This is a genomic window from Actinomadura parmotrematis (genome assembly GCF_019458805.1).
Classification (GTDB): domain Bacteria; phylum Actinomycetota; class Actinomycetes; order Streptosporangiales; family Streptosporangiaceae; genus Spirillospora; species Spirillospora parmotrematis.
Window position 1 is genome coordinate 19380 of record NZ_JAIBOA010000037.1, and the last position, 20018, is coordinate 39397.

Annotated in this window: 17 protein-coding genes; 12 read left to right on the forward strand and 5 right to left on the reverse strand. The window is 73.0% G+C overall.

Annotated elements, in window-relative coordinates; translation table 11 throughout:
• Positions 1–33 precede the first annotated feature (33 nt).
• From K1Y72_RS35015 to K1Y72_RS35025, 3 genes are all read left to right on the forward strand, one after another.
• On the forward strand, positions 34–1500 hold the full coding sequence (locus K1Y72_RS35015; RefSeq protein ID WP_258574569.1) for a sulfatase family protein: 1467 nt from the start codon (positions 34–36) through the stop codon (positions 1498–1500).
• A 74-nt stretch (positions 1501–1574) separates the two neighbouring features.
• On the forward strand, positions 1575–3176 hold the full coding sequence (locus tag K1Y72_RS35020; RefSeq protein WP_220170841.1) for a DUF4192 domain-containing protein: 1602 nt from the start codon (positions 1575–1577) through the stop codon (positions 3174–3176).
• 258 nt (positions 3177–3434) lie between these two features.
• Positions 3435–3815 carry a DUF6221 family protein gene (locus tag K1Y72_RS35025; protein ID WP_220170842.1) on the forward strand — a complete coding sequence of 127 codons (381 nt, stop codon included), beginning with the start codon at positions 3435–3437 and terminating at the stop codon, positions 3813–3815.
• A 45-nt stretch (positions 3816–3860) separates the two neighbouring features.
• On the opposite strand, the gene K1Y72_RS35030 is transcribed toward K1Y72_RS35025, so the two are convergent.
• Positions 3861–4031 carry a hypothetical protein gene (locus K1Y72_RS35030; protein ID WP_220170843.1) on the reverse strand — a complete coding sequence of 57 codons (171 nt, stop codon included), beginning with the start codon at positions 4029–4031 and terminating at the stop codon, positions 3861–3863.
• Positions 4032–4284: 253 nt separating this feature from the next.
• Positions 4285–5538 (reverse strand): DUF4241 domain-containing protein, encoded by a 1254-nt coding sequence (locus tag K1Y72_RS35035; RefSeq protein ID WP_220170844.1) that lies wholly within the window; start codon positions 5536–5538, stop codon positions 4285–4287.
• 151 nt (positions 5539–5689) lie between these two features.
• Here K1Y72_RS35035 and K1Y72_RS35040 point away from each other — a divergent pair, with 151 nt between their 5' ends.
• Together K1Y72_RS35040 and K1Y72_RS35045 are read left to right on the forward strand one after the other, a co-directional pair.
• Complete coding sequence (locus tag K1Y72_RS35040) at positions 5690–6376, forward strand: DUF899 domain-containing protein (protein ID WP_258574572.1); 687 nt, start codon at positions 5690–5692, stop codon at positions 6374–6376.
• 250 nt (positions 6377–6626) lie between these two features.
• Complete coding sequence (locus tag K1Y72_RS35045; RefSeq protein WP_220170845.1) at positions 6627–7694, forward strand: NAD(P)H-dependent amine dehydrogenase family protein; 1068 nt, start codon at positions 6627–6629, stop codon at positions 7692–7694.
• A 126-nt stretch (positions 7695–7820) separates the two neighbouring features.
• On the opposite strand, the gene K1Y72_RS35050 is transcribed toward K1Y72_RS35045, so the two are convergent.
• Positions 7821–8189 (reverse strand): hypothetical protein, encoded by a 369-nt coding sequence (locus K1Y72_RS35050; RefSeq protein WP_220170846.1) that lies wholly within the window; start codon positions 8187–8189, stop codon positions 7821–7823.
• Between the two features lie 194 nt (positions 8190–8383).
• Here K1Y72_RS35050 and K1Y72_RS35055 point away from each other — a divergent pair, with 194 nt between their 5' ends.
• Positions 8384–8893, forward strand: a complete 510-nt coding sequence (locus K1Y72_RS35055; RefSeq protein WP_220170847.1) for a DUF1707 and DUF4870 domain-containing protein — start codon at positions 8384–8386, stop codon at positions 8891–8893.
• Here K1Y72_RS35055 and K1Y72_RS35060 read toward each other — a convergent pair.
• The gene (locus tag K1Y72_RS35060; RefSeq protein WP_308287381.1) at positions 8883–9431 is read right to left on the reverse strand and encodes a pyridoxamine 5'-phosphate oxidase family protein; all 549 of its coding nucleotides are present in this window, start codon (positions 9429–9431) and stop codon (positions 8883–8885) included. The genes K1Y72_RS35055 and K1Y72_RS35060 overlap by 11 nt on opposite strands.
• Before the next feature lie 200 nt (positions 9432–9631).
• On the opposite strand from K1Y72_RS35060, the gene K1Y72_RS35065 reads away from it, so the two are divergent.
• The 4 genes from K1Y72_RS35065 (at position 9632) to K1Y72_RS35080 (ending at position 16214) form a co-directional block, all read left to right on the forward strand.
• A complete protein-coding gene (locus K1Y72_RS35065; RefSeq protein WP_220170848.1) occupies positions 9632–10999 on the forward strand; it encodes an FAD-binding oxidoreductase in 1368 nt (455 codons plus the stop codon).
• Positions 11000–11088: 89 nt separating this feature from the next.
• On the forward strand, positions 11089–12354 hold the full coding sequence (locus tag K1Y72_RS35070) for a class I SAM-dependent methyltransferase (protein ID WP_220170849.1): 1266 nt from the start codon (positions 11089–11091) through the stop codon (positions 12352–12354).
• 187 nt (positions 12355–12541) lie between these two features.
• Positions 12542–14605 carry an MMPL family transporter gene (locus tag K1Y72_RS35075; RefSeq protein WP_220170850.1) on the forward strand — a complete coding sequence of 688 codons (2064 nt, stop codon included), beginning with the start codon at positions 12542–12544 and terminating at the stop codon, positions 14603–14605.
• Positions 14606–14663: 58 nt separating this feature from the next.
• On the forward strand, positions 14664–16214 hold the full coding sequence (locus K1Y72_RS35080) for a GMC family oxidoreductase (RefSeq protein ID WP_220170851.1): 1551 nt from the start codon (positions 14664–14666) through the stop codon (positions 16212–16214).
• A gap of 28 nt (positions 16215–16242) precedes the next feature.
• On the opposite strand, the gene K1Y72_RS35085 is transcribed toward K1Y72_RS35080, so the two are convergent.
• Positions 16243–17616 carry an aspartate aminotransferase family protein gene (locus tag K1Y72_RS35085; protein ID WP_220170852.1) on the reverse strand — a complete coding sequence of 458 codons (1374 nt, stop codon included), beginning with the start codon at positions 17614–17616 and terminating at the stop codon, positions 16243–16245.
• Positions 17617–17770: 154 nt separating this feature from the next.
• Here K1Y72_RS35085 and K1Y72_RS35090 point away from each other — a divergent pair, with 154 nt between their 5' ends.
• Positions 17771–18673: an alpha/beta fold hydrolase gene (locus tag K1Y72_RS35090; protein WP_308287382.1), complete on the forward strand. Its 903-nt coding sequence runs from the start codon at positions 17771–17773 to the stop codon at positions 18671–18673.
• A 66-nt stretch (positions 18674–18739) separates the two neighbouring features.
• Positions 18740–19987, forward strand: coding sequence for a cytochrome P450 (locus K1Y72_RS35095; RefSeq protein ID WP_220170853.1), 1248 nt, complete (start codon positions 18740–18742; stop codon positions 19985–19987).
• Positions 19988–20018 lie beyond the last annotated feature (31 nt).

Here is a 20018-nt window from a genome sequence, read left to right on the forward strand (position 1 = left end):
CAGGTCGACACCCGACCCGACCTAGGGGGAGCGTTGCACCGTGCCGGGCGCTGGATCTGCGCGTTCACCCTCGCGCCGGCGATGACGGTCCCCATGCTGCTCGTCGGCTTCGACTCCGACGTGCCGGCCGCGCCGTCCCCGCCCCCGGCCCGCCCCAACATCGTCCTGGTGCTCGCCGACGACCTGGACCGCGCCGACCTCGCCCGCTTCCCGCAGATCTCCGCGCTGCGGCGGAGCGGCGCGAGCTTCGACAACGCCATCGTCACCGACTCGTGGTGCTGCCCGTCCCGCTCGACCATCCTCCGCTCGCAGTACGTGCACAGCCACGGCGTCAAGACCAACAACCCGCCCGACGGCGGCTGGCCGGTCTTCCGCCGCCGCGGCCTGGAGGCGTCCACCGTCGGGACCTGGCTGCATTCGGCGGGCTACCGCACCGGCCTCATCGGCAAGTACCTGAACGGCTACCCGGGCCCGAGCGTGCCGCCCGGCTGGGACGACTGGCGCGTCCCGACGCCGCGGCACATGTACGCGCAGCGCGACTTCGTCCTCATCGAGAACGGCAAGCCCTGCCCGTACAAGAAGGGCCACCTCGACGACGTCCTCACCTGGAAGGCCGACGCGTTCATCAGGTCCACCCCGGCCGGAAAGCCGTTCTTCCTCTACCTGGCGCCGCTCGCCCCGCACCTGCCGGCGCCCTACGCGCCCCGGCACGCCGGGGCCTTCGCGGGCGTCCGCGCGCCCCGCACGGCGTCCTTCGACCGCGCGTCCTCCGGCGACGCCCGCTGGCTGGCGCGCCGCCCGCCGCTCGGCCGCGCCCAGACCGCCCGCATCGACCGCGTCTACCGCGACCGGCTGCGCTCGACGCTGTCGGTCGACGACATGATCGGCTCGCTGACCCGCACGCTCGCCGCGACGGGGAGGTTGAACGACACCTACCTGTTCTTCGCCTCCGACAACGGCTTCCACCTGGGGCAGCACCGCCTCGCACCGGGCAAGACGACGGCGTTCGACGAGGACGTCCGCGTCCCGCTCATCGTCCGCGGCCCCGGCATCGTCCCCGGCGCCACGATCCCCTCACTCGCCGGGACCGTCGACCTGGCCCCCACGTTCGCCGACCTGGCGGGCGCCGGCGTCCCGTCGTTCGCCGAGGGGCGCTCGCTCGTCCCCCTGCTGCGCGGCGGCCCGCCGACGCCGTGGCGCACGGGCATGCTGGTCGAGTTCTTCGCCGGCCACGTCAAGAAGCGCCCCGAGGGCCCCGACTGCGACACCCGCACCCGCCACGGCTGCCCGCTGCCGCCGACGTACGCGGCCATCCGCACGTCCCGCTACACCTACGTGGAGTACTCGACGGGCGAGCGCCGCCTCTACGACCGCCTGACCGACCCGGCCGAGATGCGCCCGCGCACCCCGACCGGCGTCCTGGCCCGCACCATGCACGCCTGGCTGGCCCGCTACCGCTCCTGCAAGGCCGAGAGCTGCCGCCGCGCCGACCAGCGCTGACGGCGCCGCGAGAAAGTTATCCACAGGCAAGATCGAGTCCGTTATGTCCTTGCGGTTCCGTTCACCCTGGGGGCATGGAACCTTTCGCGATCCGCACGCCGGAGGACGCCATCGCGGCCGTCCCGTACCTGCTCGGCTTCCATCCGTCCGCCAGCCTGGTCTGCATCGGCTTCGACGGCCCCGGCCGCACCTGCGCCGTCCGCCAGGACCTCCCGGGCGCCGACCGCCGCGTGGCGGGCGTCCTCGCCCGCAACGGCTTCCGCAGGGCGCTGCTCGTCGGCTACGGGCCGCCGGGCGACGTCCTGCCCGCGGTCGCCGCCATGCGCGAGGCCCTCACCTCGTGCGGGCTCGACACGGTGGACGCCCTCCGCGTCGCGGACGGCCGCTGGTGGTCGCTGACCTGCCCCGACACGATCTGCTGCCCGGCGGAGGGCACGCCGTTCGAGCCCGCCGACAGCGTCATCGCGGCCCGCGCCACCTTCGCCGGGCACGTGGCGCTGGCCGACCGCGCCGAGCTGGAGCGGTCCCTGGACCCCCTGCCCAGCGACGCCGTCCGGAAGGCGACGGCCCGCGCCGAGGCGCGCTACTTCTCCTGGGGCGGCACCTTCCGCTCCGCCGCCGACCGCGAGGGCGTCGCCCTCGTCGTCGACCTCCTCGACCGCGCCCGCGACGGGCTCGCCCCGCCCGACGACGACGAGATCGCCTGGCTCGGCCTCCTGCTCATGGGCATCCGCGTCCGCGACGAGGCGTGGGTCCGCATCGACGAGCACGACCCGTCCCGCGACGTCGCCTTCTGGCGCGACATCGCCCGCCGCGTCGAACCCCGCTACGCGGCCCCGCCGGCGACCCTGCTCGCCTTCGCCGCCTACGCCTCCGGCGACGGCGCCCTGGCCAACATCGCCCTGGACCGCGCCTTCGCCGCCGACCCGGCCTACTCGGCGGCCGCCCTGATCCGCGAGGTCATGGCCCTGGGCGTCCCACCCGCCCAAGCCCGCCTCCACATGACCCCCACCGACCTCCCCCCTCTCCTCGACCTCCCGCCCACGATCCCAAAACCACCGCTGTCCACCCACCCCCCTCTCCCCATCCCCGCCCCACGCCCCCCGGTCCTGCAACCCCCACCCCACCCGCCGGCAACCCGCATCACAACACCCCCGACAGCACCGAGCCCGACGGGAAAGGAAGCGATGGAATCAGGGACCGCGCGGCTGGGACGGGCAGAGCTGGGACGGGCAGAGCTGGGACGGGCAGAGCTGGGACGGGCGGCGGCGAACCCCACGGGAGCGGGTTCGGCGACCGCAGGCTCCGCGTCGTCGCATCTGGCGTCCGAGCATCTCGTTCCCGCCTGCCCGACCTCCGCAGAAGCCGCACGCGCCCATCACCCTTCCAAAGGGCCGGCAGGCCGCGGCCGTCCTCAGGCGACGTCTCAAGGACCCCTCACTCCCCGGACCAACGGCACGCGTCCCGACGAGGACGCACCACCCGGCAACCACACGAAGGGTGCGCCTCGAGCGAACGTCTCGCCGGAAGAAGCCGCAGGAGACCATCCGCGCCGAGGCAGTCGCGCGGACGCCGGCACGAGCAAGCACGACGGGCGCGGTGACAGCACCCCCGAGAGCACCGGTGCCGGCGACGCGGCCGACGCCGGTTCAGGTCGGGTAGGTGAGGGCCGATGAGGGGGCCGGGCCGGGCCGGCCGATGGCGAGGCTTCTGACGCCCCAGCGGCGCACCGCGCCCGATCGCCTGCTCGCCCTGCCACCGGGCGCCGAGTCGCCTCGGCTGAGCATCAGGCTGACGAACGGGCTGTCCGGGACGGCTGCGACGCTGTGATCGCACCGACCACGACAAGGACGTTCCTCTGCCGCCCGATCAGAGCTCGGCCGCGAACGACACATCGTGCGACCGGGACTCGGCGCCTCGCCCAGGATGACCCCATGAGTCAAGAACTGGTGGCGTTCCTTGGAGCACGGCTGGATGAGGAGGCCGATCTGGCCCGACGCTGCGACGGTGACGGATGCGGGGAGTGGGTCGCTCAGGGCCACGCCGTCGACTTCTGCCAAAGCCGGCTCGCCGGCTTCCACCCCACCATCGCTCTGCATGTGGCACTGCACGACCCGGCCCGCGTCCTACGAGAAATCGAGGCCAAGCGACGTGTGCTCGCCCGCCATGCCCTCAGCCCAGCCGGAGGAGACCCGGAACTGCCATGGGAGAACGTCGACGACTGCCAGTACGACGGTGATCCCTGGCCATGCGACGACCTGCTCGACCTCGCTTCCCCCTACGCCGATCACCCTGACCGCCCCCGACGCTTCTGAGCGGACATCCGCCGCGAGAGCGCGAGAGGCCGCGAGAACGATCGATCAGCACATCGGAGAACAACCCAGCAGCATGTAGGGGAACCAGCGGGCCGCGCTCGCCAGCCCCACGCCTCCGGCGCTCTGATGCAGGTTCACCACGGCCAGGACCCGGACCGCCACCGTGGTGACGTAACTGCCGAACTCGGAGACGGTGGACGCCGTCCACACGGACACGGACCCCGGGCAGTCCCTCGACCGCCGCCGAGAACGCGCCGAAGGTGTGAACGGCATGCCTCCGTTCCAGGGCATGTTCTATCGACGCTTCGGGCGCCCGGGCGAGATGATCATGGTGGTGCCTGCGGTCCGGCGGTGGCGCCGACCGTCACTGCTCCGGCGGCCGGTCCCGCCCGCGTCAGGACGACGGCGTCCACTGCGGATGACGCCCCGGGGCCGTGCCCGGCCGTCGGCGGCGCGTCCGGGGCGCTGCTCAGCCGAGCGGTTCGGCGCTGTGCAGGACGAGCAGGTCCGCGACCAGGCCCACCACGGCGCCGTCGCGGTCGCGGCCGACCCAGACGGGATAGGAGCCATCGCCCCACCCGGTGCCGAACGCCAGCAGGTTGGCGCCCGTCGCGGGATCGGTGAGCTCGGCCGGCCGCTGCTCCGGACCGCCTGTCCAGTCGTCCCAGTCCTCCCAGACCAGCCCTCCCAGCGCCTCGGCGGCGGTGGCGTCCACGAAGCAGCCGAGCCCGGCGTCGACGCCGAACCCGTAGAACTCCCCGTCGTCCAGCAGCCGCGGGTCCTCCCCGTCGCGGACGCCGAGCTCCCATGTGGCGGCGGACCGGTCGGCGATGACGAGGCGGGCGGCCGCGACCCTCGCGTGGCCGGGCTCGTCGGCGAACCGCACTCGCGCCAGCAGCAGCGGGTAGGCGCCGGGGGCGACCGCCGTCGTGAGGGGCTTCTCCCCGAACTCCATGGACGAGGGGTCGGCGGCCACGACGCGGCCGGACGGCAGCCGCACCGTTCCGGCCTCCTCGACCTCGATCGCGACCTCGCGGGCCTCGCCCTCCTCCTCCGCCGTTCGCAGCCGGTAGCGGGCGCCGTGCCGGAACATGCGGTCAACGCCCTCGGGGCGCAGCGGACGCGGCGGGCGCCAGGGGAGGGGGCCGCCGGGAAGGCCGCCGTCCTCGGCGGGCGACACGTCCCGCAGCACGACCCGCGGCGCGACCTCCCAGCCGTCGCGCCGTCCCAGCGTTTCGGCGAGGACCGCCCAGTCGCCGAACGCCGGGACGCGCCTCCAGCGCGCGTCGGCGGGGATCCGGTCGGCGGCGTGCGTGCTGCCGCCGGCGTCGCCGCGCGGCTCCTCGACCGAGAGCGTGCGGCCGTCCGGGTCCACGGTCAGCTCCCGCCGCGCCGCCTCGCCGTGGAACTCGGGCCGTTCCGGAACGTCGTAGCGCCACGAGCGCTCCCTGCGCAGGAAGAGCCGGTCGTCCTCCAGCAGCAGCCAGACGGCTTGGGAGTCGCGGCGCCCCTGGCCGTCCACCGACCACACCGAGCAGTAGCCCGCGCTCCAGGCGATCTCCGCGATCGCCGCCGGGCGGCCCGCGACGCGCAGCAGCACGGCGTACTGCGAGCCCGCCTCGTCGAGGCGGCGGGCACGTTCGGTGGACAGCGGACCGGCGGCGTCTCGCAGGTCCGCGTCCCAGCCCTCGCAGTAGGAGAACTCGACCTCATCGACGATCATGGCCGGGATGCTAGCCGCGGGCGCCGACCTCCGGATCACAAATCCCCGCGGCCTCTCCCCGGCCCGCCCGCCGATGAGTTCCGGGCGGCCCGCCGGTCTCATGGTCGGCAGGAAGTGCACGACCGAGACGTACGCGAGGAGAGGCGCCGTCATGACCTCCAAGCCCATGCCGCCCGTCGCCCGCGCGCAGGACTGGCGCCGCGCGCTGGACGAGCTGCGCGCCCGCGAGAAGGCCGCCACGAGGGAGCTGGACGCCATCGCCGCGCAGCGGCGGCGGCTGCCGATGGTGGAGCTCCCCGAGTACACGCTGCAGGGCGCGGACGGTCCGGTGACGCTCGCCGAGATCTTCGACGGGAGGTCCCAGCTCATCGTCTACCACCACATGTGGAGGGACGGCCAGGAGTGGCAGTGCCCCGGCTGCACGCAGTTCACCTCGCAGTTCTGGAAGCTGGAGTTCCTCGACGAGTACGACGCCCGCTTCGTCGTCGTCACCCAGGGCCCGATCGGCGAGGCCCTCGCCTACAAGCGCCGGACCGGCAACGCGATGGAGTGGTACTCCACCGCCGGCAGCCCGTTCGGCGCCGACATGGACGCCCCGCCCGGAGGCGGCTTCGCGGTCAACGTGTTCCTGCGCGACGGCGGCATCGTCTACCGCACCTGGCACACCGCCGGGCGCGGCACCGAACAGCTCGGCCACACCTTCCCGCTGATCGACCTGCTCCCTTACGGCAGGCAGGAGGAGTGGCAGGACGTCCCGGACGGCTGGCCGCAGGCGCCCGCCTACAGCCACTGGTGGAGCGCGAAGGAGTACGGCCGCTACGGCGCCCCGGACGCCTAGACCCCCTGCGGGGACGCGCCGCGTCCTCGCGCAAAGGCGCGGCTCGGCTGACCTTGGGGATGGCGCGCTCGACGCTGGGCCACCAGGTCCGGCCTCGCCGGCGGCGTGCCGCGGGCATCGCCCCAGTCGCCGGTGGCGTTCCGTGCGGGCCGGTGGAGAGGGAAGAGTTTTTAGAACAGGTTCTAGATTTGGGGCGGGGTGGCGGCATACGGTGGGGCCACCGAGCAGTGGGCGAGGGTGTGGAGGGGCGATGGTGTACCGGGTCGTGCAGTGGAGCACCGGGAACGTGGGGCGGAACGCCATCGCCGGCATCGACGCGCGGCCCGATCTGGAGCTGGTGGGCGTGTGGGTGTCCAACCCCGCCAAGGAAGGCAAGGACGCCGGTGAGCTGGCGGGGCTCGGGCGCGAGCTCGGGGTGGCGGCCACCACCGACGAGGACGCGGTGCTCGCGCTGCGGCCCGACTGCGTCGTCTACACCGCGATGGCGGACGTGCGGATCTTCGAGGCGCTGGAGGACCTCTGTCGCATCCTGCGGTCGGGCGCCAACGTGGTGTCCAGCAGCCCGGTCTTCCTGCAGTTCCCCGACGGCGTGGTGCCGCCGGAGATGGCCGACCCGGTGCGGGAGGCGGCCCGCGAGGGCGGTGCGTCGATCTTCGTGAACGGGATCGATCCCGGTTTCGCCAACGACGTGCTGCCGCTCGCGCTCACCGGCATCAGCGAGCGCGTCGACGAGGTCCGCTGCCTGGAGATCCTCAACTACGCCACCTACGACCAGAGCACCGTCCTGTTCGACATCATGGGCTTCGGCGGCGACCTGGACGAGACGCCGTTCCTGCTCCAGCCCGGGGTGCTCACCATGGCGTGGGGGAGCGTCGTCCGGCAGATCGCGGCCGGGCTCGGCGTCGAGCTGGACGAGGTCACCGAGGTGTACACGCGGCTGCCCGCGCCCGAGACGTTCGAGGTGTCGTCCGGGACGATCCGGAAGGGCACCGCGGCCGCGCTGCGCTTCGAGGTGCGCGGGATGCGCGGCGGCCGCCCGGTGGTGGTGCTGGAGCACGTGACCCGGCTGCGCGACGACCTCGGCCCCGACTGGCCGCAGCCCGCCGGGCAGGGCTGCTACCGCGTGCAGGTGACGGGCCAGCCGAACTACACCCTGGACCTGCGGCTGCTCGGCGAGGACGGCGACCACAACACCGCCGGCCTGAAGGCCACCGCGATGCGGCTCGTGAACGCCGTCCCCGCCGTCGTCGCGGCCGAGCCCGGCCTGCTCACCGCGCTGGACCTCCCGCTGACCGCCGGCCGCGGCCTCGTGAGCTGACCGGCGTCAGGCGCCGGTGAACTCGTCGAGTTCCCCGGCGGGTACCCGCAGCTCCAGGCTCGTGTTCATCAGGGCAGCGACGCCAGCCACCGGCGGACGCGGGGCCACGCCTTTTCTCGAGGGTGGTCAGCGGACGGACTCGCCGGGGCGGCCCGGGTCGATGCGGCGGTCGCGGTTGCGGTCGTTCCAGGCGCGCATGCGGGGCGGGTAGCCGACGATCTGCACGTCGTAGACGGGCAGGCCGAGGTCGCGGGCGACCTTGCCGATGACCTTCGGGGAGCCGACGCGGCGGCGCGTCCACTCGCCGTCGTGGGCGACGGCGACGGCCGTCGTGTCGGTCGCGAAGGTCTCCGGCTCGACGAAGAACTCCACGCCGCGGCGGGCGCGCGCGAAGGCGATGAGGGCCTTGACGTCGGCGTCGGTGGCCTCGCGGTCGAGGGTGGTGACGCTGTCGCCGCGGTGCCTGCGGATGCCGAACCGGTCGATGATGCCCATCTGCGCTCGTGTCCGTCCTTGTCGCTGGTCGTCCGGCCGGGCGGGCGGGCCGCAGCCGGGTGAGCAGGTACGACGATAACGATCCGCCGGCCACCGCGGGTTCCCCTGCGCGGGCGATCACCGGGGTCGATCCCAGGGACGAACCGGGGGTTTCCCCGATGGTCCTGGGGGAGTCCCGCGCCGAGCATGGAGGCATGAGCGAACAGACCCTCGGCCACCTGCGCGTCTCCGACGCCGAACGCGACGCCGTCGTCGACCGCCTCCAGCACGCCTACGGGGAGGGGCGGCTGGACCACGAGGAGTTCGACATGCGGGCGCACCTCGCGATGACCGCCAAGACCCGCGCCGACCTCGACGTGGTGCTGGTGGACCTCGCGCCGCCGCCCGCCGCGCGCACGGAGGCGGGGCCCGCCGACGACAGGGAGCGCGTGTACGCGGCGCTCGCGCACGTGCTGGCGATCCCGACGCTGTTCGTCGGCCCGCTGGTGCTGATGCTGGTCGCGGGCGGCCGGGCGGGGTACGTGCGGCGGCACGCCGTGGAGGCGATCAACTTCCAGCTGACCCTGCTGCTCGTCACCGTGGTGACGTTCGGGGTCGGCGGGATGCTCTACGCCGTCGCCTGGATCGCCTCGTGCGTCGCGGCCGTCGCCGCCCTCGCCGGGAGCTCCCTGCGCTACCCGCTGACGCTCCGCCTCATCCGGTAGGCGGGTCGAAGGCGGGCAGCCCGTCGATGCTCGCGGTGTTCTTCTTCACCCGGTACTCCGCCAGCTGCTCGGGCGACTTGCGCGCCGTCCAGTCGTTGAGCGTGGGGCGCTCGCCGGCCGGCTCCATGTAGGGGATGGAGTAGCCGCACGAGTCCGAGACCCGCCGCACGTCCACCCTGATGATCGCGCGGGCGCCGGGGTGGGCGGGGAACAGCGGCGCCAGCTCCGCCCAGCCGTCCTCGCCCGGCAGCACGACGCGGCCCGTGCCGTGCAGGCGGACGATGTTGGGGGCGCGCCCGAACGAGCAGAACATCAGGGTGATGCGGCCGTTCTCGCGCAGGTGCGCGGCGGTCTCGGCGCCCGACCCGGTGAGGTCCAGGTAGGCGACGGTCAGCGGGTCGATGATCGCGAAGGTGTCGGCGTACCCCTTCGGCGAGACGTTGACGTGGCCCTCGCGCGGGGCGGTGGCGACGAAGAACATCGGCTGGGCGGTGATGAACCCGCGCAGCCGGTCGTCGATGCGTTCGTGCAGCTTCACTGGCGGCCTCCTCGGCTCGCCGTCCTTCCTACTCCCCCCGCACGCCCGCCGCCTCCCGGTATCGGATGGCGGACGCTCCCGCGTATCGCCGCAGGTCGAGCGGGCTGCCTATTCCCTTGATCGCTTGTGACCGTCCTCTCGGAATTTTATGTGGCGCATACATGGGATGATCGGTTTACTGTCTGGGGGAGAGGGTGTGCATGACGGAGCTTCTGGTCAACGACGATCACCGGCGCGCGGTCGAGGCGCTGCGCGGGTCCTACGACGCCATCCCGGCGGGGACGCCCGTCCGGCTCGCGAAGAAGACCTCCAACCTGTTCCGCTGGCGCGATCCGTCGGACGCGCCGGGGCTGGACGTCTCGGGTTTCGACAAGGTGCTGAGCGTCGATCCGGAGACGCGCACGGCGCAGGTGCAGGGCATGACGACCTACGAGGACCTGGTCGCCGCGACGCTGCCGCACGGCCTGATGCCGACGGTCGTCCCGCAGCTGAAGACGATCACGCTCGGCGGCGCGGTGACCGGCCTCGGCATCGAGTCGACCTCGTTCCGGCTCGGGCTGCCGCACGAGGCCGTGCTGGAGATGGAGGTCCTCACCGGCGACGGGCGGGTCGTCGTCGCCACCAAGGACAACGAGCACCGCGACCTGTTCTACGGCTTCCCGAACTCCTACGGGACGCTCGGCTACTCGCTCCGCCTGAAGATCGAGCTGATCGAGACCAAGCCCTACGTCAAGGTCCGGCACCTGCGGTTCGACGACGCCGCCGAGCTCAGCCGGGCGATGGCCGAGATCACCGAGTCCGGGACGTTCGAGGGCGAGACCGTCGACTTCATGGACGGCACCGTCTTCAGCGCGGGCGAGCAGTACATCTCCCTCGGCTTCTTCACCGACACCGCGCCCTACGCCTCCGACTACACCGGGCAGCAGATCTACTACCGGTCGATCCAGCAGCGGGCCGTGGACTTCCTCACCGTCCACGACTACCTCTGGCGCTGGGACACCGACTGGTTCTGGTGCTCGGGCGCGTTCGGCGTGCAGCACCCGATCGTGCGGCGGGTCTGGCCGGACAAGGCCAAGCGCTCGGACGTCTACCGCAGGCTCGTCGCCTACGACCGGCGCTACCAGTTCGTCGCGCGGGTCGAGCGCTGGCGCGGGCTGCGGCCCCGCGAGGACGTCATCCAGGACATCGAGGTGCCCGTCGAGCGGCTGCCGGAGTTCCTGGAGTTCTTCCACGCCAAGGTGGGGATGAGCCCCATCTGGCTGTGCCCGCTGCGGGCCCGCGAGACGTGGCCGCTCTACCCGCTGGAGCCGGGCCGCACCTACGTCAACGCGGGGTTCTGGGGCACCGTGCGGCTGCCCATGGGGCAGATCCCCGAGTACCACAACCGCTTGATCGAGCGTGAGGTCGCCGCCCTTGACGGGCACAAGTCCCTCTACTCGACTTCTTTTTACAGCCGTGACGATTTCTGGCGCCACTACGACGGGGAGACCTACCAGCGGTTGAAGGAAGGGTACGACCCTGACGGGCGGCTGCTGGATCTCTACGACAAGTGCGTGCGCGGGCGCTGACGCGCCCGGGGCATCGGGGGGATGGCCCGCAGCGGCGGGCCGATGATGCCAACGCCCCTGCACGGGGCGGAGAGACAGGAGGAAGAAAGATGACGCTGGCCAGGGTCTTCGAGCAGCTCGCCGGGGCTGGGGCGCCAGTGGAGTTCGCGGCGTACGACGGTTCGCGCGCGGGGGTGCCCGGTGCCGACATCCGGTTCGACGTGCGTTCGCCGTACGCGGTGTCCTACCTGGTCCACTCGCCCGGCGCGCTCGGTCTCGCCCGCGCCTACGTGACCGGCATGGTGGACGTGTCCGGTGACATGTACACCGCGCTCGCCACCATGCAGCGGGTGTTCGGCGAGGTCACCCCGCGCGACAAAATGAAGATCATCGGCGCGGTCATGGGGGACCCGCTGCTGCGCGCCGCGACGACGCGCCGCCTGGACCCCCCGCCGCAGGAGGCCCCGTTCAGCCGGCTCCCGCTCTGGCTGCGGCACTCCAAGCGGCGCGACGCCAAGGCGATCTCCCACCACTACGACGTCTCCAACACCTTCTACGAGTGGGTGCTCGGCCCGTCCATGGCCTACACCTGCGCCTGCTACCCGACGGACGGCGCCTCCCTGGAGGAGGCGCAGGCCCACAAGTTCGACCTGGTGGCCAAGAAGCTCGGGCTGAAGCCGGGGATGCGGCTGCTGGACGTCGGCTGCGGCTGGGGCGGCATGGTCATGCACGCCGCCCGCGAGTACGGCGTGAAGGCCCTCGGCGTCACGCTGTCCAAGCAGCAGGCCGAGTGGGCGCAGAAGGCGATCGCCGACGCGGGCCTGTCCGACCTCGCCGAGGTCCGCCACCAGGACTACCGCGACGTCGCCGAGACCGGCTTCGACGCCGTCAGCTCCATCGGCCTGACCGAGCACATCGGCAAGAAGAACCTGCCCGACTACTTCGGCTTCCTCTACGGCAAGCTGAAGCCGCACGGGCGGATGCTGAACCACACCATCACCCGGCCCGACAACATCGCCCCGTCCATCAAGGAGGACGGGTTCATCAACCGCTACGTGTTCCCCGACGGCGAGCTGGAGGGCCCGGGGTACGTGCAGTCGCGGATGAACGACGCGGGCTTCGAGATCCGGCACCAGGAGAACCTGCGCGAGCACTACGCGCGCACGCTCGCCGCCTGGTGCCGCAACCTGGACGAGCACTGGGACGAGGCCGTCGCCGAGGTCGGCGAGGGCACCGCCCGCGTGTGGCGGGTCTACATGGCCGGCTGCGTCCTCGGCTTCGAGCAGAACTGGATCCAGCTCCACCAGACGCTCGGCGTCAAGCTCGACGACGACGGCGGCGCCGCCATGCCGCTCCGTCCCGACTGGGGCGTGTGACCGGCGCGAGCGGTGTGCACCGAAGGGCCGGCCGGGACCTCCCGGCCGGCCCTTCGCGTCCCTGGGCGGCGCGCCGCGGCCGCTAGAGTGCGGTAGGTCACACGCGCGCCGATGCAACCGCCGGCGGCCGGCCCACCGAAATCCGGGAAACGGAACGATGTTCGGTCTCCCCGCTGAAAGGTCCCGCATGCTCCGGCGCCTGCTGCCCGCCCTCCTCGTCCTCGTCTGGATCCTGGGGGCGGGTCCGCTCGGCCAGTTCGCCGGGAAGCTCGGCGACGTGGCGAGCAACGACAGCACCACCTTCCTGCCGGCGAGCGCCGAGTCCACCGAGGTGGCGAAGCTGCAGAAGGGGTTCGAGCAGTCCGGCGCGAGCCCCGCGGTGATCGTGTGGGAGACCGCCGGGCCGGTCACCGCCGCGCAGAGGGACGCCGCCGCCGGGGCGCTGAAGTCGCTCGCGGGCAGCCCGGACGCGCGCGGCGCCGCGTCCCCGCCGATCCCGGCGCCCGACGGGCGGGCGCTGCAGGCGATCGTGCCGCTCCGCGCCGACCTCGCCGAACCCGACCAGGCCATCGACCGGCTGCGCGCGGCGGCGCGGAAGGTCCCCGGCACCACCGTGTCGATCACCGGTCCGGCCGCGCTGCGCGCCGACCTCGGCGGCGCGTTCGCCGGCATCGACGGCATCCTGCTCGGCGTCGCGCTCGGCGTGGTGCTGCTCATCCTGCTGCTGGTCTACCGCAGCGTCCTGCTGCCGCTGGTCGTGGTGTTCGGCGCGGTGCTCGCGCTCGGCCTGGCGTCGGCGATCGTGTACCAGCTCGCCGAGCACGGAGTGCTGGACCTGAACGGCCAGACGCAGGGCATCATGTTCATCCTCGTCGTCGGCGCCGCCACCGACTACGCGCTGCTGCTGGCCGTGCGGGTGCGCGAGGAGCTGGCGGGCGGCGGCCCGGCCCGGGAGGCCGTCCGGCACGCCTGGCGCCGATCGCTCGCGCCGATCGCGGCGAGCGCGGGGACCGTCGCCGCCGGGCTGCTCACGCTGCTGTTCAGCGACCTGAACTCCAACCGCGCGCTCGGCCCGGTCGCCGCGATCGGCGTCGGCTGCGCCCTGCTGTCGGCGCTGACGTTCCTGCCGGCCGCGCTCGCCCTGCTCGGCCGCGCCGCCTACTGGCCGTCGCGCGACCTCAGCCGCGGCCGCGGGCTGTGGGAGCGGCTCGGCGCTCTGATCGCGCGGGCGCCGCGCCGCATCTGGATCGTCACCGCCGTGGTGCTCGCCGCGTTCGCGGCGTTCCTGCCGCTGCTGAAGGCCGACGGCATCGCGCAGACCGACACGTTCCTGAACCCCGAGCCGTCGGTGCAGGGGCAGAAGGCGCTCGCCCGGCACTTCCCGGCCGGCTCCGGCAGCCCCGTCGTCATCATCACCCGGGAGGGCGCCGTCCAGCAGGTCGCCAAGGCGGTGCAGGCCGACCCGGCCGTCTCCGAGGTGCGGCCGACGATGGACGGCGACCGGCCGAAGGTCGTGGACGGGCGCGTCGAGCTGTCGGCGACGCTCAAGGTCGCCGCCGACGGCAGGGCCGCCGAGGACGCCGTCGCGCGCCTCCGCCACGACCTGCGCGCCGTGCCCGGCGGGGACGTCCTCGTCGGCGGCTACACCGCCACCGAGTACGACACGCTGCGCACCGCCGAGCGCGACCGGACGGTCATCGTCCCGATCGCGCTCGCCGTCGTGCTGCTCATCCTCATCCTGCTGCTGCGCGCGCTGGTCGCGCCGCTGGTGCTGATCGCCACCGTCGCGCTGTCGTACGCCGCGACGCTCGGCGTCGCCGCGCTCGCCTTCGACGGCCCGTTCGGGTTCCCCGGCTCCGACCCGGTCGTGCCGCTGTTCGGGTTCGTGTTCCTGGTCGCGCTCGGCGTGGACTACAACATCTTCCTGATGACGCGGGTCCGCGAGGAGGCCGCGGAGCACGGCACCCGCGAGGGCGTGGTGCGCGGCCTCGTCGCGACCGGCGGCGTCATCACCTCGGCGGGCGTGGTGCTGGCCGCGACGTTCGGCGCGCTGTCGGTGATCCCGCTGGTGTTCCTCGTGCAGATCTCCTTCATCGTGGCGTTCGGGGTGCTGCTGGACACCCTCGCCGTCCGCTCGCTGCTCGTCCCGGCGCTGGTCCACGACCTCGGCGACCGGGCGTGGTGGCCGGGCCGCCTCGCGCGCCGCGCGCGCCCGGAGAAGGAGCCGGTGGACGCCGCCTCCGGCCGGTGATATCCCAAGGGGGCGACCGGGCCGGCGCGAGCACGGCCCCCACCCCGCGGGAGCGCCCATGGAGTTCGACTACGTCGTCGTCGGCGCCGGCTCGGCCGGCGCCGCCCTCGCCGCCCGCCTGTCGGAGGACACCTCCGTGCAGGTGGCGCTGCTGGAGGCGGGCGGCCCCGACGCCAAGCAGGAGATCCACATCCCGGCGGCGTTCCCCAAGCTGTTCAAGACCACCTTCGACTGGGACTTCACCACCGCCAAGCAGCCCGAGCTGGACGGCCGCGAGCTGTACTGGCCGCGCGGGAAGACGCTCGGCGGCTGCTCGTCGATCAACGCGATGATGTGGGTGCGCGGGCACCGCGCCGACTACGACGGCTGGGACGTGCCCGGCTGGTCCTACGACGAGGTGCTGCCCTACTTCAGGCGGCTGGAGGGCCGCGTCGGCAGCAACGCGGGCGCCGTCTACGGGACGGCCGGCCCGGTCACGGTGTCGGAGCAGCGCAGTCCGAACGAGACGACGGCGGCGTTCCTGGCGGCCTGCGCCGCCGCCGGGCTGAAGCGGCTGCCCGAGCTGAACGGCCCGTCCAACGAGGGGTACGCGCAGACGCCCGTCAGCCAGCGGCGCGGCCGGCGCTGGAGCACCGCCGACGCCTACCTGCGCCCGGCGCGCAAGCGCACCAACCTGACGGTGCTGACGGGCGCGCACGCGTCCCGCGTCGTGATCGAGGACGGCCGCGCGCGGGGCGTGGAGTTCGGCGGCCGGACCGTCGGGGCGCGCCGCGAGGTGATCCTGTCGGCGGGCGCGATCGGCTCGCCGCACCTGCTGATGCTGTCGGGCGTCGGCGACCCCGGCCACCTGCGGGAGGCGGGCGTCGCGCCGCTCGTGGAGAGCCCGGCCGTCGGCCGCCACCTGCGCGACCACCTGACGGTCGGGGTGACGCGCGCCTGCCCGCTGCCGGTGACGCTGAGCGGCGCCGACACCCCCGCCAACATCGCCCGCTACCTGCTGCGGCGGCGCGGCCCGTTCACCTCCAACGTGGGGGAGGCGGTGGTGTTCACCCGGAGCGGGCCGGAGCAGCCCGCCCCCGACCTGGAGCTGATCTTCGCGCCGGTGCCGTTCGTCGCGCACGGCCTCACGCCGCCCGAGGAGCACGGCATCACCGTCGGGGTGGTGCTGCTGCGCCCCGAGTCGGCGGGGCGGATCACGCTGGCGCCGGACGACCCGGCGGGCGCGCCCGTCATCGACCCCGGCTACCTGACCGGCGGGACCGACCTGCCGCGGCTGCTGCACGGCCTGCGGCTCGCCGAGGAGCTGATCGCGGGGGAGCCGCTGCGGCGCTACGCGGGCGCGCCGCTCGCGCCCTACCCGGGCGTCGTGGACGACGCGGCGCTCGCCGCCTACGTCCGCGCGCACGCCGAGACGCTCTACCACCCGACCGGCACCTGCCGGATGGGCACCGGCGACGACGCGGTGGTGGACCCCGAGCTGCGGGTGCGCGGGGTGGAGGGGCTGCGGGTGGCGGACGCGTCGGTGCTCCCCGAGATCATCCGGGGTCACACCAACGCGCCCGCCATCATGGTCGGCGAGAAGGCCGCCGACCTCGTCCGCGGCGGCTAGCGCCGGGGCCGGGGAGGCCGGGGCGGGGTCAGAGCTTGGCCCACGCCTCGGTCAGCACCGCGCGCAGGATCTGCTCGATCTCCTCGAAGTGGGAGGCGTCGCAGATCAGCGGCGGGGCGAGCTGGACGACGGGGTCGCCGCGGTCGTCGGCGCGGCAGTACAGGCCGTTGTCGTAGAGGGCCTTGTCGAGGAAGCCGCGGAGCAGCCGCTCGGCCTCGTCGCCGCTGAAGGTCTCCTTGGTGGCCTGGTCCTTCACCAGCTCGATGCCGTAGAAGAACCCGTCGCCGCGCACGTCGCCGACGATCGGCAGGTCGCGCAGCTTCTCCAGGGTGGCGCGGAAGGTGCTCTCGTTGCGCTGGACGTGGCCGAGCAGGTCCTCGCGCTCGAACAGGTCGAGGTTGGCGAGCGCGACCGCCGACGACACCGGGTGGCCGCCGAAGGTGTAGCCGTGCGCGAACATCGTGTCGCCGGACTTGAACGGCTCGAACAGCCGGTCGGTGACGAGCATGCCGCCGAGCGGGGAGTAGCCGGACGTGACGCCCTTGGCGAAGGTGATGATGTCGGGCCGGTAGTCGAACTTCTGCGCCCCGAACATGGTGCCGAGCCGCCCGAACGCGCAGATGACCTCGTCGGAGACCAGCAGCACGTCGTGCTTGTCGCAGATCTCGCGGACCCGCTGGAAGTAGCCGGGCGGCGGCGGGAAGCAGCCGCCGGCGTTCTGCACCGGCTCCAGGAAGACGGCGGCGACGGTGTCGGGGCCCTCGAACTCGATGGCCTCGTCGATGCGGTCGGCGGCCCAGCGGCCGAACGCCTCGGGGTCGTCGGCGTGCGCGGTGGCGCGGTACAGGTTGGTGTTGGGCACCCGGAAGCCGCTCGGCACGAGCGGCTCGAACGGCGCCTTCAGGCCGGGCAGCCCGGTGATCGACAGCGCGCCGTGCGGGGTGCCGTGGTAGGCGACGGCGCGGCTGATCACCTTGTGCTTGGTGGGCTTGCCGACGAGCTTGAAGTACTGCTTGGCGAGCTTCCAGGCGCTCTCCACGGCCTCGCCGCCGCCGGAGGTGAAGAACACCCGGTCCAGGCCGCCGGGGGCGAGCGCGGCGAGCCGCTCGGCGAGCTCGGCCGCCTTGGGGTGGGCGTAGGACCAGAGCGGGAAGAAGGCCAGCTCGGCGGCCTGCTTGGCGGCGGCCTGCGCGAGCTCCTCGCGGCCGTGCCCGGCCTGGACGGTGAACAGGCCGGCGAGGCCGTCGAGGTAGCGCTTGCCGCCGGCGTCGTAGACGTACGGACCCTCGCCGCGGACGATCATCGGGATCTCGGCGCCGTCCCGGTGCGTCGAGTGCCGGGTGAAGTGCATCCACAGGTGGTCGCGGGCGGCGGACTGTAGGTCGGCTGTCTGCTCCGTCATCACGCTTCCTCTAAGTGCGAGTGATCCAGTCGTCCCGATGGTAGTTCACTGCGGAATTCGGTGTAAATATGGCTAGATACGGCGGTTTCCGAAGTACCGGTGAGAAGCCTCACCGGAACGGCCGGAAACCGCCGGATAGGGTCGCCGCCGGAACGTGGCACCGGTGCGCGAGGAGGCGCTCGTGAACGACATCCGGCGGGGCTCGGTGACGGCGAACGGGCTGGAGTTCGGCTACCTGGCGGCGGGACCGGAGGACGGGCCGCTCGCCCTCTGCCTGCACGGCTTCCCCGACTCCGCGCACACCTGGCGCCACCTGCTGCCCGAGCTCGCGGCGGCCGGGTACCGCGCCGTCGCCCCCTTCATGCGCGGCTACGCGCCGACCGCCGTCCCCGCCGACGGCGCCTACCAGAGCGGCGCCCTCGCCGCCGACGCCAACGCGCTGCACGAGGCGTTCGGCGGCGGCCCCGACGCGGTGCTGGTCGGGCACGACTGGGGCGCCTTCGCCGTCTACGGCGCGGCCGCCCACGCGCCCGGGCGCTGGCGGAAGGCCGTCACGCTCGCGGTGCCGCCGATCGCGGCCATGATGGGCGCCTTCTTCGACTACGAGCAGCTGCGCCGCTCGTTCTACATCTTCCTGTTCCAGACCCCGCTCGCCGAGCTCGCGGTGAACCGCGCGTTCGTCGAGCGGCTCTGGGCCGACTGGTCGCCCGGCTACGACGCGGCCGAGGACGTCGACCACGTGATGGCGTGCCTGTCCATGCCCGAGAACCTCGCCGCCGCGATCGGCTACTACCGCACCATGCTCGACCCGTCCCGGCTCGTCGCGCGCTACGCGGCCGAGCAGGCCGCCGGGGAGCGCACCGGCGAGCGGCCCGTCCTCTACCTGCACGGCGCGGACGACGGCTGCCTCGGCGTCGCGGCGGCCGACCCGGACGCGGTGCTCGCCCAGCTCCCGGCGGGCTCGCGCGCCGAGATCGTCGAGGGGGCGGGGCACTTCCTCCAGCTCGAACGGCCGGACGCGGTGAACGCGCGCGTGCTGGACTGGCTCAAGGACTGATCTTCCTTTACCTTGAGAGCGGTGATGTAAACCGAACCGGATTCGATTCAGAGACGGTGGCAGCCGATGCTCAAGGCCGAGGACATCAACCTGACCGACTGGGGGTTCTGGAAGGAGCCCCACGACGTCCGCCACGACGCGTTCAGGACACTGCGGGAGCAGCCGGACCTGCCGCTCTACCCCGAGCCGGAGGTGCTGTTCGTCGAGCCCGGCCCGGGCTACTACGCGCTCACCCGGCACGCCGACGTCGTCGAGGCGTCCCGCCGCCCGCAGGACTTCTGCTCGGGCCGCGGCGCCATCAGCATCACCGACGTGCCCGGCGACATGCACGAGTACTTCGGCTCGATGATCAGCATGGACGACCCGCGGCACGCCAAGATCCGCCGCATCGTCTCGCGGGCCTTCTCGCCCCGCATGATCCAGCGCTTCGAGGACAAGGTGCAGGCCGTCGCCGGCGAGCTCGCCGCCGGCCTCGCCGGCGGGCCGGGCACCGGCGACGTCGTCGCCGAGATCGCCGCCCGCCTCCCCTTGAAGATCATCTGCGACATGATGGGCATCGGCGCCGAGCACTACGGCACCGTGCTGGACGCCACCAACGTCATCCTGGCGGGCAACGACCCCGAGTTCGTCCCCTCCGACGACCCCGAGCAGTGGGCGACCGCCCTGATCACGGCCGGGCAGTCCCTCCAGGACCTGGTCCAGGACCTCGGCCGCCGCCGCCGCGAGGAGCCGACCGACGACCTGGTCTCCGCGCTCGTCAACGCCAACATCGACGGCGAGTCGCTGACCGACCAGGAGCTCGGCTCGTTCTTCATCCTGCTCGTCGTGGCCGGCAACGAGACGACCCGCAACGCCATCGCGCACGCGCTGCACCTGTTCACCGTGCACACCGACCAGCGCGAGGCGCTGCTCGCCGACTTCGACGGCCGGATCGCCGGCGCCGTCGAGGAGATCGTCCGCTACGTGTCGCCGGTCATCTGGATGCGCCGCACCGCGACCCGCGACACCACGCTGAACGACCACGAGATCAAGGAGGGCGACAAGCTCCTCCTGTACTACTGGTCGGCCAACCGCGACGAGACGGTCTTCACCGACCCCGCGAAGTTCGACATCCTGCGCGAGACCAACCCGCACGTCGGGTTCGGCGGCCCCGGCCCGCACTTCTGCCTCGGCGCCCACCTGGCCCGCCGCGAGATCACCGTGATGCTGCGCGAGCTGTTCACCCGCTACCCCGGCATCCGCGCGGGCGAGCCGGAGCGGCTGGAGTCCAACTTCATCAACGGCATCAAGCGCATGCCCTACCGCCTGTCCTGACGCCGGCCGCGGCCCCCGCCCGCCCGGGGCG